A 15992-nucleotide genomic window follows, 5' to 3' on the forward strand; every position below is an offset into this window, starting at 1 on the left:
TTAGAGATCGGCACCACCTTCTTGCAGTCCCGCCACCTAAAAAGCGACCGCCCCCTTTTTTGATTGAAAAAAGGCGGTCGCATTTACTTTATCTCCCTTGCCATTATTCTAAGAGCGCGAGGGCGCCAACAAACAGCCATCAACAACTAACACTCATCCCGCCACCGCTCTTCAACATTGAGAAAAATACCTTGGTCGGTATCGCTACCCACACCCCCTTCCGGGCGAATGAGCTACCGCTCACGGCAAAGCCTATCGCGCTTGATTAGTAATCAATAACATGTAGCATTTTTCTCCGCAAACTCTCCCTAGCGGGCGTGTCAGTCCCCCCTTTTTTTGCAGCAAATACAATTAAATATTGATGGATTAATTTAACATATTTAACTGTGCTATGATATTCGGAATAGGGGTAAAAGACCTGGCAGTAATAAGCAAGCCATTCTCTGCGGGGAGTTGCGTAAAATGCGCGTTTTACGCAGCCATTAATAATCTTTTAGGGTCTTTTTCCTCTTCCACCAGCCGTTGCAGCCAGCTCGGCGCAACCCAAAAAACAACGGCTCGCAAACGTTCAAAAGTTACTGCTAGGTCGATTACACCGGCACCCCCAGCATCCTTCAGAACGCCAAGCAATCCCATAATTCTCAACCCGCGTCAACCGCGCTCTCCGCCTTGCTGCTTTGTCATCCAACACGACTAAACCGGCACCCTGTTTCCCCGCAAAAAAATTGCCTCCCCTTCCCCTGCATCGAGCTGTTCCAAACCGGCATCAGAGGAAACACCGGCTGTCTGAATTTCCCACCACTCAGGAAGTTGCCTTATCCAATTTTGGACTGCTGCCGGCGACTCAGCCCCCAGTTCATCAAAAACAGCTTGAGGAATCTTCACCGCCCCATATAACTGCGGCAGTAAGTTAATTTGCTCAATCTGTAATAGATACCAAATCGGAAACCTATCATAAACAGCGAGCGTGGATTTCCCAGTTCTTCAAGTCTCTGGATGTCGCGTTCCATGTTCTGTTACCAATGCGTCCCACCGGCATGCCCCCCCGAAAAGCCAGTCCAACCCCGCCAAACCCGAATATTAAATTGTTATAAAATTAAGAGCAACTGGGAGGATGGCATCTACCATGAAGCGGCTCATCTTCGCCCAGCATCTGCCACGCTGCTAGCAAAAGATTCATCCTTCCCAACTACTCTATACATTTTCAATCTAACTCACCGCCGAGCGTTCTGGCAGAGAAATACATGAAAGTTTTACATTTGCTAAAAAGCTTTGCGTGCCGTAACAAAAATTTGCAAAAACGGGCAAGCATCTTTTGGGACAGGCGGGACGCCGGTCCTACGTCATTGAGATGGGGGGAATAGGGACAGGCGGGACGCCGGTCCTACGTCATTGAGATGGGGGGAATAGGGACAGGCGTTCTGGCCGGTCCTACGTCAAGAGACACCGACAATGGGGACAGGCGTTCTGGCCGGTCCTGCGCCAACCCGAACAGAGCGCAACCAATTATGCTAGTTCCTGAAAGTGAGAGAGCTCTGTCACAAAAGGAAACACCGTATGAGACGAATTTTTCTTTCCGCCGGTCACGGCGGCTATGACGGGAAACCCACGGATACAGGGACAATTGCCAGCCCCACCACAGAAGCCAGAGAAATGATCCAGCTGCGCGATCTGGTAGCGGCTGAGTTGCGCTCCCGCTCCGTGGAAGTTCTTGCGGTTCCCGACGATCTGAATAGCCGGCAAACCATCGAATGGATCAACGCTCGCCAGCGCCTGGGGGACTGCGCCCTGGAACTCCACACCGGCACCTCTTCCAACCCAACTCTCCGGGGAGCCTCCGTCTTCTACATCGCCGGCAACTCCGAGCGGAAAGGGGATGCTGAACAGCTGCTGCTCGCCCTTGTGGGCCGAGTTCCCCAACTGCCAGATCGGGGAGCTAAACCAGATACCGCCACCACTTCCGGCAGTTTACCATTCTGCCGGGGAATTGTCATCCCCTCCCTGCTGATGGAAGTTGGCTCCCTCCCCAACCCCGATGACCGCTACCTGATCCAAAATCGACGCCGCGACATAGCCGCCGGCATTGCAGACGGACTGGCGGTATGGATCGGTGCGGGGAACCCTCTCGCTCCCCAGCCGGCAGACACCTATCGCCCGTGCAATATCAACCTTAACGGTCAACTTTATGGCGAAGAGGGCGCGATTGTCAATGGCAACGCCTGCATTCCCATCGATCTCGCAGATAGCTTGGGGGTCGATCTCTCTCAAGTTCCCCAAATCCGCCGCGTCTCCCACAGAAATATTGTTTATATCCGAGCTATCGAACTGCGGGAATTCAATATCTCTGTCCGCTGGGACGCCGCCACCGGCACAGTCGCTCTCCGCTCTATCCTAAATGTGTGCCGGCGTCAGCTCGACCGGATCGCCGGTCCGGGAAACACCACCGAATTGCAGCTCATGATGTTTCTCAAAGCCAACAATGAAGCTGCCCTGATTCAGTTTCCAGAACTTGCTAAAGATATCGCCAAGCTCTACCGAGAAGAAGGCATTATTGAAGGCATCAACTATGACCTCGCCTTCTGTCAAATGTGCCTGGAGACAAACTTTCTCAGCTTTGGCGGATCGCTCAAACCGGCACAAAACAACTTTGGCGGTTTGGGCGGCATTAGTACCGGCGCTTCAGGAGGCTCTTTTCCCAGTCCCAGAATTGGCGTAAGAGCGCACATCCAGCATCTAAAAGGCTACGCTACTAAGGAACCTTTAGTGCAGGAAGCCGTCGCTCCGAGGTTTCGCTTTCTCACCCGGGGAATAGCCCCCACGGTAGAACACCTCAGCGGGCGCTGGTCGCCAGACTTGCACTATGGCAAGAAGATTATGGCGCTGCTCAGACGCCTCTATGAAGAGGCTGGTTTGCTGTAAAATAATCGGGTAATGGGCATTGGGGATACCCGGATTTCGGATTGTAAATTGGGGCTTTTGGATTGGGATTGATTGTTTTTAACCATGCCCAATGCCCCATGCCCCATGCCCAATTATGCCTCTTTGAAAAAGCGAATGATTTCGCGAACCCGGTCGAGAAATTGGCTGTCGGCGTTCAGCTGCGCGATCGCATTCTGCGCTTCCCGCCCCAGCCGGTCGTGCTCCGCTTGATTTGCAGCTCGCAATTGCTCTAAAGACGCCGCAATTCGAGTTAAATCGTTGCGAGCGCCTTCTAATTGCCGCTGTTGCGCCGAGGTCCAAGAACTTTCACTGTTGGGGTCCAGCTGTTCTTGCAGGTTCTTGACGGCTGACTCCAAACCGGCAACCCGATTGCGCAGTTCCACAACATCTTCGCGAGGGTACTTGACTCGCTCTCCAATCATCGCCAGTCGCGCCGCCAGATATTCATAAGCTCGCACTGCCGGTGGCAGGAAGGTTAGCAGCAATGCCGCGCCAGAACTGATGTAGCCAACCGCACTGATGCCGGTGATGGCGAGAGCGTAAAATCCCGCAGCTGAAAGCAAGTGGAGTGCGATAGCTGCTAGCAGCGATCGCTTCGCCAAGACTTTGACGTATTTGATTTGCTTGGCATCAACGGCAATTCCTTTTTCAGCTGACTGTTCCGCTTCTGCTAAAACCTCTTTGGCTTGAAAGTGAATATTCCAAGGTACAGTGACAATGATCAGCAGCCACCAAAAACTCGCCCCGCCTATTACCCAGTCGAGAAAGCTGCCGGCGGGTATGTGCAACCATTGCAGTATGCCAAATGCCAGCAGCAGCAAAATCACGAGTCCAGCTGTGAAGCCGGCGAAACTGAAATACATCCCCTTCACCTCTGCCTGAATGCGTTATCTCTATTCTGAATGTTTTTTGCACCGGCATCTCGATCTTTTGTGACACTTGGCGAGGTTTCACAGTCAAGCAGACGTGCCGGCGCTCAGCCGCTACCCTTTCACTAAAATTCCAGAAAGCCGGTTTGTTAAACAAGCCGGCTTTCTCACCCAAGTGCCGGCTATCTCATTTTTGCCCTCACATCTAGGGCTTCAAAACCCGCGAAGGCGGGTTTGGTTTGTATCGCTGCGGTTTCCAACCGCCAGAGAGCCAAGGCACGCACCCAATGCCGGCTGCTTTGGCATTCGTGTTATATTAAGCTTATCACCCCCGGCAAGTGAAGGAAACCGTTATGACTCAGGAACTAACCGACTTAAGAAATAGCATTCTGGAAGGGCGCTATGAGGACGCTTTGGCACTTGTGGATGAGCTAGAGGGAATGAGCAAACAGGCAATATTGCGGAATCTCAAATCTTTTACTGTCAGGCTGGTGGTTCACTTGATTAAAAATCAAGTCGAGCAGCGACTGACCAATTCTTGGGCTGCCTCTATCGGAGATTCTGTTCAACAAATTCAACAGCTGAATCTCAAGGATAACAAGACCTCTTACTACATCAAAGAACATGAGTGGGAGCCAGTCCTGGAAGAATGCCTCAAGGCAGCAATCCGTCCGGCTAGTGCGGAAGTGCGGGGTGGGCGATTAAGTCCGTTCCAGCTCGCACAATTACTCGACAGAGCGCAAATAATCGCTGCGGCTCAGAAGTTGCTGGCTCTCACTTATGTCTATTCAGCCGGCGATTTACCTGAGGTTATCGATGAGCATTTAGCTGAATTACCGGGTGGGGAAGATTGGAAACAAGGCGAGCAGTAGACTTATATAGTTTTTCATATTTGAGGTACTGAGAAACCCAGTTTCTTTAAGAAACCGGGTTTCTGGGGCGTACTCTTCATCCAACTGAAAATTGCTATATCCCTATCTTCCCTCCTCATTCTAATATTATTACACCGGCACTTCAGAACTGCTGGAAACCTCTGTGGCACTTTCACTGGCGCTCTCACAAACAGTCACCGTTATTTTCAATCCCAAAGCGTTAAGCCACTGTCCCAAATTGTAAATTGCCTCACTGCCGCGCTGAGACAGCAACTCATCCAGTTTTTCTCGGTGCACGCTCCGTGATGATAGTTTGACCGGCTTTCTCAGCGCGAAATCTCTCGCCACACTCTCACTGTCCCACCGGCTGCCCCCATGCCGGTGCCCACAGCCAAATGGCCACCTGACCGGGCCCTCACCTAATCTTCTATGACCTCGAATAAGTCTTCTATCAGCACGTCAAACGCCTGCGCCAACCCGATCGGGGCAGCCAAGTCAGCCACTGTCATTCCAGGAGAGACGGCATAAGTTTTAATCGTGCGGTAGAGGACTGCTGAGCGGTCAGACATTTCCTTTAGCGTCCAGCCCTCTCTAGCGGCCAACTCCTCGCTCCGCAATCTGACCCATTCCCCTCTTGACAGGCCGCCGGTGCTTCAACTATACTAAGTACCATGATAAAGGCAGTCGCCCTCCGGACTTACCAAACTGAAGGGCGACGGCTTAGAAAAATTTCCCACTGTCGTGGGAAAATAACCCCCTATGGAGGCTAGAACCCTCTGGAGGTCATCTCTGATGGTAGCACTGATCAAGCACGAAGCAACAAATCCCCATCCAATGGCCCGCTTCGCCACGGTGGAAGCGCTGGCACTGCTCCTTAACGTCACAGTGGAGCAAATAGAAGAAATTCGCTACTGGGCCAATGCAATGCTCGTGATTGGCGAGAAGTTCAGCAAGTTTGTCAGTTAGTTTCAATCCCGTTTCCGGGATTCAGCTGGCCAAAAATCTTCTCCTCCGACCCCCTGCTGAAATCATTATCGCATCCCATGCGCAGATTTGCACAAATGGGATGCTCCCGTCAGTTATGCCGACTTGCCGCCGGTTTTGGGAGTAGATCCGCCCGACAGCGCGGATTATCTCCGGTGGCGCAAGCGCTGGAAGTCCAACAAAGACCAAGCTCCCCCCTTCTGGTTGGCCTTTTACAAGGAAAAATTTGAACTCGCCCATTCCCTTGCCGAACTATACATTTGGGGCCCATTGGTGAGCGTCTTCAAGCATGCGCTGTCCCAGGAAGGGCTGGTGTCACTTCGAGAAGCTTACCGCAATGCCCACTACTGGCTGGACACCTTCTGAAAGCCACCGGCTGCGGGATGGGCCCAAGGGATTGGGCCGGCGGGCCTCCGGGAAGGCCGGCGGGACGCCGGTGGGGAGTGCGGCTTTTACACCACTGCGCACCGGCTCAGCCGGCACAGACATAAGCTAAAATTATTAAGTTATTTAAACAGACTGCGATTCCCAGTCACATTCTGCTAGTTGTCCCTGACACCTTATGTCTCTCCCCATTCGCAACGTCGCTATCATCGCCCACGTCGATCACGGCAAAACCACCCTCGTTGACGCCTTGCTCAAACAATCCGGCATCTTCCGCGAAGGGGAAGACGTACCAGATTGCGTCATGGACTCCAACGCGATTGAGCGGGAGCGCGGGATCACCATCCTGTCCAAAAATACTGCAGTCAAATACAAAGACACCCTGATCAACATCGTGGACACCCCCGGACACGCCGACTTTGGCGGCGAAGTCGAGCGGGTGCTCGGCATGGTGGACGGCTGCTTGCTGATTGTGGACGCCAACGAAGGGCCAATGCCCCAAACCCGCTTCGTCCTCAAAAAAGCCCTGGAAAAGGGACTGCGCCCGATTGTCTTCGTCAACAAAATCGACCGTCCCCAAGCAGATCCCTACGGCGCTATTGATAAAGTGCTCGATCTGTTCCTGGAACTGGGCGCTGATGAAGATCAGTGCGAATTCCCGTACCTGTTCGGATCGGGGCTCAACGGCACGGCCAAAAAAGAGCTCGACGAAGAAGCCAAAGACATGCAGCCCCTGTTTGAGGCCATCCTCGACCACGTACCGCCGCCGGTGGGCGACCTCAACAAGCCGCTGCAGCTGCAAGTCACCACCCTGGACTATTCGGAATATCTGGGGCGGATCGTTATTGGGCGCATCCACAACGGCAGCATCAAAGCCGGCCAGCTAGCCGCGCTCGTAACAGAAAGCGGCGCAATTGTCAAGGCAAAAGTCACAAAATTGATGGGCTTTGAAGGGCTGAAGCGGATTGATGTTGAAGAAGCCTCAGCCGGCAATATTGTGGCGGTTGCCGGTTTTGCCGACGCCAATATTGGCGAGACGATTACCTGTCCCAACGAGCCGCAAGCTTTGCCGCTGATTAAGGTGGACGAGCCGACGTTGCAGATGACCTTCTCGGTGAACGATTCCCCGTTTGCCGGTCAGGAAGGGAAGTTTGTCACCTCCCGGCAATTGCGGGACCGCCTCTTCCGCGAACTGGAAACCAACGTCGCCCTGCGCGTGGAAGAAACCGACTCCCCCGACAAATTCCTGGTGTCCGGGCGCGGCGAGCTGCACTTGGGCATCCTGATTGAAACCATGCGCCGCGAGGACTATGAGTTCCAGGTATCCCAGCCGCAAGTGATTTACCGGGAAGTCAGCGGTCAGCCGTGTGAGCCATTCGAGTGTCTGGTGCTGGATGTGCCGGAAGACGCTGTGGGAAGCTGCATTGAGCGACTCGGACAGCGCAAGGGCGAAATGCAGGACATGCGCGTTGGCGGGAATGGGCGCACCCAGCTGGAATTTGCCATTCCGGCGCGGGGGCTGATTGGTTTCCGGGGCGAGTTCATGCGCCTGACTCGCGGGGAAGGGATTATGAACCACAGCTTCCTGGACTACCGGCCTATCATCGGCGATATTGAAGCGCGGCGCAATGGCGTGCTGATTTCGTTTGAGGAAGGCGTGGCGACGTTCTATGCGATGAAGAATGCTGAAGATCGCGGGGTGTTCTTTATCACGCCGGGAACGCGGGTGTATAAGGGGATGATTGTCGGCGAGCACAACCGCCCGCAAGATTTGGATCTCAATGTCTGCAAGACGAAGCAGCTGACGAACCACCGCGCGTCTGGCGGTGAGGAACTGGTGCAGCTGCAAGCGCCGGTGGACATGAGTCTGGAGCGCGCTCTGGAGTACATCGGACCCGATGAGTTGGTGGAAGTGACGCCGAAGTCGATTCGCCTGCGGAAGCTGAGCAAGAAGTTGGTGAAGCGTTAAGATAACTGATAGGGTGGGCTGCGCCCACCCTTCAGTTTGCCTGGGAACGAGAGAAAAATCAATAAGCAACCAGCTCTCTAGTCCCTTACCCTACAACCGGCAAACGCTCTTATGATTAGTGCGGAGTATCTCCTATGACAGAAAAAGAGTTATTGCCTGCAACTCATGAAGAAGCCGAGCATCTGGCTGCCGAGATGCGTGAAATTAAGGAAGCGATGCTTGAGATTTTTGGGAAATTAAACCGGCTCGAAGCTAGGATGAAGCGTGTATTTCCCTCTGCTTTTCCCAATCTCTCGAAACCAGAAGGCTTTTCTGAGGTCTTAATTGAAGAAGAGCATATTGTGGCGATGGCAAACGACCCACAAATTCAGGCTGAGATAGCTGCCATCAATGAAGAGTTTGCCGTGACTGATATGGATGGCTTGGAAGGCTTATGAGCGTCCACAGAGGCCAGATATATTTTGTAAATCTCGACCCAGTACCAGGTAGGGAGCGAGCCGGCACACGACCTGTTTTGGTACTTTCTATTGACAGAATTAATCGATACGCACACCGGCACCCTCCGCCTCCCCCTCTCCTATGAGCAGATTAAATGTTTTTCACATACTGTTGGATCGCCGGCGACAGGGTGAAAAGGGTTTCATCCCCCTGTTCCTGTTTTTCAATCAATGAGCGCCGGCTCAAAGACTGCACCGCACTGAAGACTTCAGACGGCGATAGCTGCGTGTGTTCTAGCAATTGGGAAACAGTCACCGGCTCGCCTTGACTCGCAAGGCGGGACATCACGGCTTTCTCTAACTCCGACAGGCGATCGAAATGCCGGTGTAAGAGAGCCGCCAATTCTTCCCCTAAGAATAGCTTATCATATTTCAGGAATTCTGCAACCCCGCCCCTAAATAATTCTTGAATCAGGGTGGCAACTAGGTTTAACCATAAGGGATTGCCCCGGTAGGTGTCAATCAGGTCTGGCCATTTCTCCTCGTCCCGCAAACCTTTTTCTCGGAGAAGTTCAGCAGATGCCGCACCTAAACCATCGAGGTATAATGTGCGGACAGGTGAGCTCTCACCTCTTAATGCAGTGATGTCTTTTGGGGGCTCCCAACTGAGCAGCACTAAGCAACTGTTATGGGGGAATTCTCCTGCAAGTCTCAAGAGTGTGCTATAATCGTTGCAGTCGGGCAGCCCAGTTGCCGGTTGGGCTAAAGCCCAACTGCGAACCTTTGGGCTAAAGCCCAACTACGAACCTTTGGGCTAAAGCCCAACTGCGAACCTTTGGGCTAAAGCCCAACTGCGAACTTTTGGGCTAAAGCCCAACTACGAACCTTTGGGCTAAAGCCCAACTGCGAACCTTTGGGCTAAAGCCCTACTGCGAACTCAGGCAAAATCGCGAGGAGAGCGAGACGAGTCATAGCCGCCGGTGCGCAACCGGCGCTCTAGATCGTTGGGCTCTGGAGAAATGCTCATCGCATCCTCGATAGTGACTCGCCCCATGAGCACTTGTTCATAAAGCGCCACATTCATGATCTGCATGCCCTCAATCGTGTCGGTTGCCATTAGCCGCTGCGCCTCATCCTCCTCACCTTTGAGCAGGTAATCCTGCATCGCCGGCGTGTTGATTAAAATGTCGTGGACTGCAGTGCGACGCCCATCCGTAGTCTTGAGCAGCAGTTGGGCAATCACCGCCACCAGAGATTCTAATATCTGGATGCGCACCGACGGCTGCTCATCGGGGTTGAACAGGTTCAGCAGCCGGTTAATGGCGTTGATGGCGTTGCGAGTGTGCAGGGTGCCCATCACCAAGTGCCCTGTTTGGGCGGCTTGCAGGGCGGTGTTAACCGTAATCCGGTCGCGCATTTCCCCAATTAGAATTACGTCCGGATCTTCCCGCAATACCGCCCGCAAAGCTTGGTGAAAGTCCACCGTGTGCAGCCCCACTTCTCGCTGGCTGATCAGGCATTTTTGCGAGGTGTGCACGAACTCAATCGGGTCTTCAACTGTTACAATGTGTCTGGCTTCTGTCTCGTTGAGCTGGCGGATCATTGCCGCCAAAGTGGTCGATTTTCCTGAGCCGGTCGGGCCGGTTACTAGGATCAGCCCCTGATGGGAGCTGACGATTTTTTTCAGGACGGGCGGCAGCCACAAATCATCAATGGAAGGCACATGCAGGCTGATCAGCCGCAGGACCATCGCGCCGCCGGTCAGGGAGTCAAAACAATTCACCCGGCACCGCACAAAGCCTGGGTAGAAAATTGCCGTATCCAGTTCCTTGGTTTCTGCGAACTGTTTTCGCTGCACCGGCGTTAATATTTCTGCCAGGTACTGCTCTAAAATTTCTCGCGTCACCTTTAGCTGATCCGTCGCCGGCACCATTTCGCCCCGAATCCGAAATCGGGGAACTTGCCCGACTCGAATGTGAATGTCAGAGGCTTTATGAGCGTGGGCGTCTTTGACCATCTGCTGAATGGAAGTGGGGTGAGTGGCCGCTTGGGCTTGGCCTGCCCCTCTCAGCGGTGGCGGCGGTGGTGGTGGCGGCGGCGCGTTGGGGGGTCGATTAGCCGGAGATCCGGGCGCAGCAGAAGCATTCATTTTGTCCATTTCCTTTTCTTTCTAAGGCGGGGTATCGCTGTTACGGATGACAGAGGTTGTGAGATGAATAGATGCTCTTTTCCTGAAGTGATATAATAAAAATTGGCTCTAAAATCATCCGCGCTGGTACTTATAATTATAAAAAATCCACCGGCAGTGCGTCGAGTTCAGCCCGCCTCCGGGGATGGCTCTCCGGGCCGCAGCGTTTGTAGTTGGGCTTTAGCCCCAAAGTTTGTAGTTGGGCTTTAGCCCCAAAGTTTGTAGTTGGGCTTTAGCCCCAAAGTTTGTAGTTGGGCTTTAGCCCCAAAGTTTGTAGTTGGGCTTTAGCCCCAAAGTTTGTAGTTGGGCTTTAGCCCCACGAAACCTCTCTTCCAGGGCAGAAACCCGGTTTCTAGGCTTTCACAACTCAAATACAAACGTTATAGTGTGCGAATCTACCCAGGCAAAAGGGACGTTTTATGAACATCACTGAGCGAATTGCCGGACGGGTGCGCCGGCGCGTCGCAGACTGGCTGGAAAGCCACTGGGCGAGCCCCGCTTACGCCGGCTGGCTGCTGGGAGGGCTGGCCATTTTCTTCTTTGCAGCGGCGACGAATACAATGGCGGGGTGGCTTTACGCGATCAGCGGTGTCAGTTTGGCGCTGCTGGCAATTGCAGCGGTTTTGCCGGTGCGAGCCCTGCGCCAGATAACGGTCCGCCGGCGTCCCGTGGAGCCGGTGAGTGTTGGCGACCAGCTGACGGTTGAAATCGAAATCGAAAATCCAACTCCCCAACCGAAGACTCTGCTGCAAGTCCGGGACGTTCTCCCCTACGTTTTGGGGCAGCCGCCGGCCAGCACCATCGAAAGCATCCCCCCCCAAGGGGTTTATCTGTGGGTATACTATCAGGAGGCCAGCAGAAGGGGGATCTACCGCTGGGATGAGATACAGCTGCGCACAGGAACGCCCCTGGGACTGTTTTGGTGCCGGCGCAGCCAGTACGCCAAAGCCACTGCCTTTGTCTACCCTGCGGTTTTACCCATAAAGAGCTGCCCCCTAATCGATGAAATTGGCCAGCAAAACAGCCCCTTGCCCCACAGCGATCGCCGGTCTCAAATGGCAACCGAAGGCATCACCCGCACACTGCGCCCCTACCGGTTTGGCGACCCGACCCGCCTGATCCACTGGCGCAGCAGCGCCCGGTATGGCGAATTGCGGGTGCGCGAGTTAGAGGTTTCCACCGGCGGGAAAGAAATTATCATCGCCTTGGACAGCGCCTGGATGTGGCGTCCGGAGGACTTTGAGCAAGCCGTTACAGCGGCTGTTTCGCTGTACTTCTACGCCAGCCGGACTCAGCTTTCTGCGCAACTGTGGACAGCGGGCACCGGCTTGGTTCACGGGCACAAAGTCGTTTTGGAAACCCTCGCCGGCACCGGCTTTGGTGAGGATGCCCGATCTGGGGCTCTGCCAGAGTTGCCCTCGATCTGGCTGACTCAAAATCCTGTGAGCCTGAATTCCCTGCCACCAGGGAGCCGGTGGGTGCTGTGGGCACCGGCGGCTCCCGTTGAGGACGGGGAAAAAATGCCGGTGAACCGGGACAAACCGGGCATTGAGATCCAGCCTGACAAACCCCTGCAACTGCAGCTGCAGTCCCCGCTGAGGTAAAGGGGGAACGAGAGTGTTTCAATCCCGTTTCCTTTGATTCGCTGGCCAAAAATCTTCTCCTCCTGCCCCCTGCTGAAATTAGCGTCGCATTCATTTGGGCTTGTTTGCACAACCGGGATGCTCCCCCGGTGGGCAACTCGCTCAAAAGCGGCAAGCTGAGCTTTGGCTGGTGCGACTCATTGCTGAAGGCGGACGGTTGAGCACTGCGGTAAAATGCAAAGGAAGACTTCGATCGCCCTTGAGATCTGCTTTCATGAACAAAACAGAAACCCCAATCCAAGACAGGGATAAAACCCTGGAGGCAATGCGGCACTTCTCGGAAACCTACGCCAAGCGCACCGGCACCTACTTCTGCGTTGACCCCTCGGTGACCGCTGTGGTGATCGAAGGGCTGGCCAGACATAAAGACGAACTCGGCTCGCCCCTGTGTCCCTGCCGGCACTACGAAGACAAGGAAGCCGAAGTGAAAGCAGCTTTCTGGAATTGCCCGTGCGTCCCCATGCGCGAGCGCAAAGAGTGCCACTGCATGCTGTTTCTCACCCCAGAGAACGACTTTGCCGGTGACCAGCAAGAAATTTCGCTCGAAGAAATCAAAACTCACACCCAAAATATTGGTTAAATCAGCGGCAAGCCTCTTTCTGGGCGGCTTTTGAGCTAAAGGAGCCAAATTTAGGCAGCGAGAAAATGTAGCGGTAGTGCGGGATGTCGGAGGAACCCCACCCCCCAACCCCCTCCCCGCATGCGGGGAGGGGGAGTAAGAAAGGGGAGGGATAATAGCCGAAAATTTTTCAATCCCCCTGATAATGTGCGAGGCAAAAAATGGAGCGGTAGAGGGGAATGTCCGAAGCAATACCAGATGAGTTTTGGCAAGGCGTAGAGCAGTTCAACCGGCAAGAGTTCTACGCCTGTCACGATACCTTAGAAGCTTTGTGGATGGAGGCGTCAGAACCAGAACGCACTTTTTATCAGGGCGTGCTGCAAATTTCCGTCGCCCTCTATCACCTCGGCAACGGCAACTGGCGCGGTGCCGCAATCTTGCTGGGAGAAGGAATCAGCCGGCTGCGCTCCTATCAGCCAGCATATTTTGGCATTGATGTCAAGGAATTAGTGGCGCAAAGTGCGGAACTTTTAGGGAATTTGCAACAGGCAGGGCCAGAAAAAGTGGCTGATTTTGCTGTGGGCTCGTTTGGTATTGCAGTTGCCAAAAGTAGCTAGACTGTCTGGTGAACCGCCCCTGTGAAGGATCGCCAAGAAAAGTAGGGTGGGTTCCCTCTTAGGTAACCCACCCCAACCGCCTATTTAAAAAAGTGGGACGCTCCCGAATAACAAGGTATGCCGCCCTGTTTTAGATGAGGGTGAAATCCTCAACCCCGATGAGATTGCTTTGCACTCCCTGAAGGGATGCCAAGACTTCACCGCTGCTGGCAATACTGATTAAAGTGGCACCGCTGCTTTGGGTAATTGCGAGCTGACTGAACGTCAAACCGGCGGCTAATCCGAGCAAATCTTCCCCATTTTGGAAGTCTAATATTATATCACTTCCGTAGCCTTCTGTCAAGACAAACGTGTCGAGATTGCCACCGCCAATAAGGGTGTCGTTGCCGAAATCCCCGCGCAGCCAGTCATCGCCAGTGTCACCCGTGAGGATGTCATTATCCTTGCCGCCATTGAGGGTGTCATTGCCGTCACCGCCATTGAGGGTGTCAGCGCCTTGGTTGCCGGCGAGATAATCATCGCCGGCGTCACCATCGAGGAGATCGCTGCCGGTGTTGCCGAGTACGGTATCGCTGTCTTGGCCGGCATTGATGGTGTCATTGCCGGCACACCCATCTATCAAATCAGCGCCAACATTGCCGAACAAAGCATCCTCGCCGTCACCGCCACAGATGGTGTCATCCCCAATGTCGCCCAGGACAGTATCATTGTCGGCACCGCCTTTGAGAATGTCGCTGTCCATGCCCCCATAAATCGTATCGCTGCCAAGGCTTCCGCCGATAAAATCAGCGCCGGCGCTGCCGAACAAAAGGTCATCGCCGCTGCGCCCGATTAGGGTATCGTTACCCAAATCGCCCAGAAGGATATCATTGCCGGCTCCACCTAATAAAGCGTCATTATCCTGGCCACCATAAATAGTATCGTCCCCCAGGCTTCCGCCGATGAAATCGTCACCCGTATTGCCAAACAAAAGATCGTTGCCATCCCCGCCATAGAGGGTGTCTGCCCCGATGTCGCCCAGGAGGATATCACTGCCATCGCCGCCTAATAAAGCGTCACCATCCTTGCCCCCATATATGGTATCATTGCCTATATCGCCATTGGCGAAGTCAGCGCCCTGATTGCCATAGAGCAAGTCATTGCCACTGCCTCCGTCTAAGTTATCATTGCCATCACTGGCAGCGAGGGTGTCATTGCCACCCAAACCATTGATAGCTTCGCCGACTTCTGTGCCGTTGAGGGAATCGTCTCCCTCTGTGCCATTGAGGGTTTGCGCAACGGAGTTGGGAGTCGCGCTGCCGGTGCCGAAATCTGGCGTGGGGAATAGATCGCAAATGCAAGATTCGTCAGAAGTTGGCGCAGGCGCAGTGACTGTGAAGTTAAAAATATCGCTGGCGCTGGCACCGGCACTATCGGTAGCTGTCACCTGCACGGAGATTGTGCCAACATCGCCCTGAGTGGGAGTGCCGGTGAAGGTGCCGGCAGTCGCATCAAATGTCAGCCACGAAGGTAAGGGAGTGCCGCCGGCTAATGTGGCTGAATAGGTTAAAATGTCACCGGCATCCACATCCGAAAAGGTAGACACAGGCAACAGGTAAGTAAAGGCGGTATCTTGCGCGGCAAATCTGTCAGGGATTGGAGTGACGAGTGCCGGCGCATCGTTAGTGTTGGCGACTGTCAAATTAAAGGTATCGCTGACAGAAGCACCGGCACTATCGGTAGCTGTCACCTGCACGGAGATTGTGCCAACATCGCCCTGAGTGGGAGTGCCGGTGAAGGTGCCGGCAGTCGCATCAAATGTCAGCCACGAAGGTAAGGGAGTGCCGCCGGCTAATGTGGCTGAATAGGTTAAAATGTCACCGGCATCAATATCCGAGAAGGTAGAAGCGGGAATTTGGAAGTTGAAGGCGGTATCTTCCGCTGCCGGTGTGTCAGGAATCGAGGTGACGACAGTTGGCGCATTGTTAGTGTTGGCGACTGTCAAATTAAAGGTATCGCTGACAGAAGCACCGGCACTATCGGTAGCTGTCACTTGCACGGAGATTGTGCCAACATCGCTGTTAGTAGGTGTGCCGGTGAAGGTGCGAGTCGCCGCATTAAATGTCAGCCAGGAAGGTAGGGGAGTGCCGCCGGCCAATGTGGCGGAATATGTTAAAATGTCACCGGCATCAATATCCGAGAAGGTAGAAGCGGGAATTTGGAAGTTGAAGGCGGTATCTTCCGCTGCCGGTGTGTCAGGAATCGAGGTGACGACAGTTGGCGCATTGTTAGTGTTGGCGACTGTCAAATTAAAGGTATCGCTGACAGAAGCACCGGCACTATCGGTAGCTGTCACTTGCACGGAGATTGTGCCAACATCGCTGTTAGTAGGTGTGCCGGTGAAGGTGCGAGTCGCCGCATTAAATGTCAGCCAGGAAGGTAGGGGAGTGCCGCCGGCTAATGTGGCTGAATAGGTTAAAATGTCACCGGCATCAATATCCGAGAAGGTAGAAGCGGGAATTTGGAAGTTGAAGGCGGTATCTTCCGCTGC

Annotated in this window: 18 protein-coding genes and 1 pseudogene; 11 read left to right on the forward strand and 8 right to left on the reverse strand. The window is 53.9% G+C overall.

All coding sequences use genetic code 11. The annotated features are described in order from the left end of the window. Window positions 1-471 precede the first annotated feature (471 nt). Together OSC10802_RS53670 and OSC10802_RS53675 are read right to left on the reverse strand one after the other, a co-directional pair. Window positions 472-636 (reverse strand): hypothetical protein, encoded by a 165-nt coding sequence (locus OSC10802_RS53670; protein WP_017721279.1) that lies wholly within the window; start codon window positions 634-636, stop codon window positions 472-474. A 57-nt stretch (window positions 637-693) separates the two neighbouring features. Then, window positions 694-951: pseudogene (locus OSC10802_RS53675) on the reverse strand (PIN domain-containing protein); the annotation flags it as partial. A gap of 606 nt (window positions 952-1557) precedes the next feature. On the opposite strand from OSC10802_RS53675, the gene tftA reads away from it, so the two are divergent. Then, entirely contained in the window at window positions 1558-2919 is a 1362-nt protein-coding gene (gene tftA / locus OSC10802_RS0134280) for a hormogonium tapered terminus morphoprotein TftA (protein WP_017721281.1), read from the forward strand. Window positions 2920-3032: 113 nt separating this feature from the next. On the opposite strand, the gene OSC10802_RS0134285 is transcribed toward tftA, so the two are convergent. Further along, a complete protein-coding gene (locus tag OSC10802_RS0134285) occupies window positions 3033-3803 on the reverse strand; it encodes a hypothetical protein (protein ID WP_017721282.1) in 771 nt (256 codons plus the stop codon). 359 nt (window positions 3804-4162) lie between these two features. On the opposite strand from OSC10802_RS0134285, the gene OSC10802_RS0134290 reads away from it, so the two are divergent. Further along, window positions 4163-4681, forward strand: coding sequence for a DUF29 family protein (locus OSC10802_RS0134290; protein WP_017721283.1), 519 nt, complete (start codon window positions 4163-4165; stop codon window positions 4679-4681). Window positions 4682-4810: 129 nt separating this feature from the next. Here OSC10802_RS0134290 and OSC10802_RS48290 read toward each other — a convergent pair whose 3' ends face one another. Both OSC10802_RS48290 and OSC10802_RS0134300 read right to left on the reverse strand, forming a co-directional pair. Then, the gene (locus tag OSC10802_RS48290) at window positions 4811-4978 is read right to left on the reverse strand and encodes a hypothetical protein (protein WP_017721284.1); all 168 of its coding nucleotides are present in this window, start codon (window positions 4976-4978) and stop codon (window positions 4811-4813) included. 122 nt (window positions 4979-5100) lie between these two features. Continuing rightward, window positions 5101-5250 (reverse strand): hypothetical protein, encoded by a 150-nt coding sequence (locus OSC10802_RS0134300; RefSeq protein ID WP_017721285.1) that lies wholly within the window; start codon window positions 5248-5250, stop codon window positions 5101-5103. Between the two features lie 223 nt (window positions 5251-5473). Here OSC10802_RS0134300 and OSC10802_RS0134305 point away from each other — a divergent pair, with 223 nt between their 5' ends. From OSC10802_RS0134305 to OSC10802_RS47030, 6 genes are all read left to right on the forward strand, one after another. Further along, a complete protein-coding gene (locus OSC10802_RS0134305) occupies window positions 5474-5647 on the forward strand; it encodes a hypothetical protein (RefSeq protein WP_155969090.1) in 174 nt (57 codons plus the stop codon). A gap of 87 nt (window positions 5648-5734) precedes the next feature. Next, on the forward strand, window positions 5735-6031 hold the full coding sequence (locus OSC10802_RS0134315; protein WP_017721287.1) for a hypothetical protein: 297 nt from the start codon (window positions 5735-5737) through the stop codon (window positions 6029-6031). Then, the gene (locus OSC10802_RS52040) at window positions 6003-6161 is read left to right on the forward strand and encodes a hypothetical protein (protein ID WP_155969092.1); all 159 of its coding nucleotides are present in this window, start codon (window positions 6003-6005) and stop codon (window positions 6159-6161) included. The genes OSC10802_RS0134315 and OSC10802_RS52040 overlap by 29 nt, the downstream gene beginning before the upstream one ends. A gap of 66 nt (window positions 6162-6227) precedes the next feature. Beyond that, the gene (gene typA / locus OSC10802_RS0134320) at window positions 6228-8018 is read left to right on the forward strand and encodes a translational GTPase TypA (protein WP_017721288.1); all 1791 of its coding nucleotides are present in this window, start codon (window positions 6228-6230) and stop codon (window positions 8016-8018) included. 134 nt (window positions 8019-8152) lie between these two features. Continuing rightward, a complete protein-coding gene (locus OSC10802_RS43180; protein ID WP_017721289.1) occupies window positions 8153-8455 on the forward strand; it encodes a hypothetical protein in 303 nt (100 codons plus the stop codon). Continuing rightward, window positions 8452-8601: a type II toxin-antitoxin system PemK/MazF family toxin gene (locus OSC10802_RS47030; RefSeq protein WP_082218473.1), complete on the forward strand. Its 150-nt coding sequence runs from the start codon at window positions 8452-8454 to the stop codon at window positions 8599-8601. The genes OSC10802_RS43180 and OSC10802_RS47030 overlap by 4 nt, the downstream gene beginning before the upstream one ends. 5 nt (window positions 8602-8606) lie before the next feature. Here OSC10802_RS47030 and OSC10802_RS43185 read toward each other — a convergent pair whose 3' ends face one another. Together OSC10802_RS43185 and OSC10802_RS0134335 are read right to left on the reverse strand one after the other, a co-directional pair. Further along, window positions 8607-9254: a helix-turn-helix domain-containing protein gene (locus tag OSC10802_RS43185; RefSeq protein ID WP_155969094.1), complete on the reverse strand. Its 648-nt coding sequence runs from the start codon at window positions 9252-9254 to the stop codon at window positions 8607-8609. A 138-nt stretch (window positions 9255-9392) separates the two neighbouring features. Next, complete coding sequence (locus tag OSC10802_RS0134335; protein ID WP_017721291.1) at window positions 9393-10613, reverse strand: type IV pilus twitching motility protein PilT; 1221 nt, start codon at window positions 10611-10613, stop codon at window positions 9393-9395. 449 nt (window positions 10614-11062) lie between these two features. Between OSC10802_RS0134335 and OSC10802_RS0134340 the strand changes: the two genes are divergently transcribed. The 3 genes from OSC10802_RS0134340 (at window position 11063) to OSC10802_RS0134355 (ending at window position 13462) form a co-directional block, all read left to right on the forward strand. Then, window positions 11063-12247: a DUF58 domain-containing protein gene (locus OSC10802_RS0134340; RefSeq protein ID WP_017721292.1), complete on the forward strand. Its 1185-nt coding sequence runs from the start codon at window positions 11063-11065 to the stop codon at window positions 12245-12247. 253 nt (window positions 12248-12500) lie between these two features. Further along, a complete protein-coding gene (locus OSC10802_RS0134350; RefSeq protein ID WP_017721293.1) occupies window positions 12501-12866 on the forward strand; it encodes a ferredoxin thioredoxin reductase catalytic beta subunit in 366 nt (121 codons plus the stop codon). Between the two features lie 218 nt (window positions 12867-13084). After that, complete coding sequence (locus OSC10802_RS0134355) at window positions 13085-13462, forward strand: DUF309 domain-containing protein (protein WP_017721294.1); 378 nt, start codon at window positions 13085-13087, stop codon at window positions 13460-13462. A gap of 130 nt (window positions 13463-13592) precedes the next feature. On the opposite strand, the gene OSC10802_RS52045 is transcribed toward OSC10802_RS0134355, so the two are convergent. Beyond that, the coding region (locus tag OSC10802_RS52045) for a putative Ig domain-containing protein (protein ID WP_017721295.1) at window positions 13593-15992 on the reverse strand (2400 nt) is incomplete at its 5' end.

This window comes from Kamptonema formosum PCC 10802 (assembly GCF_000332335.1).
In the GTDB taxonomy this organism is placed as follows: domain Bacteria; phylum Cyanobacteriota; class Cyanobacteriia; order Cyanobacteriales; family Oscillatoriaceae; genus Oscillatoria.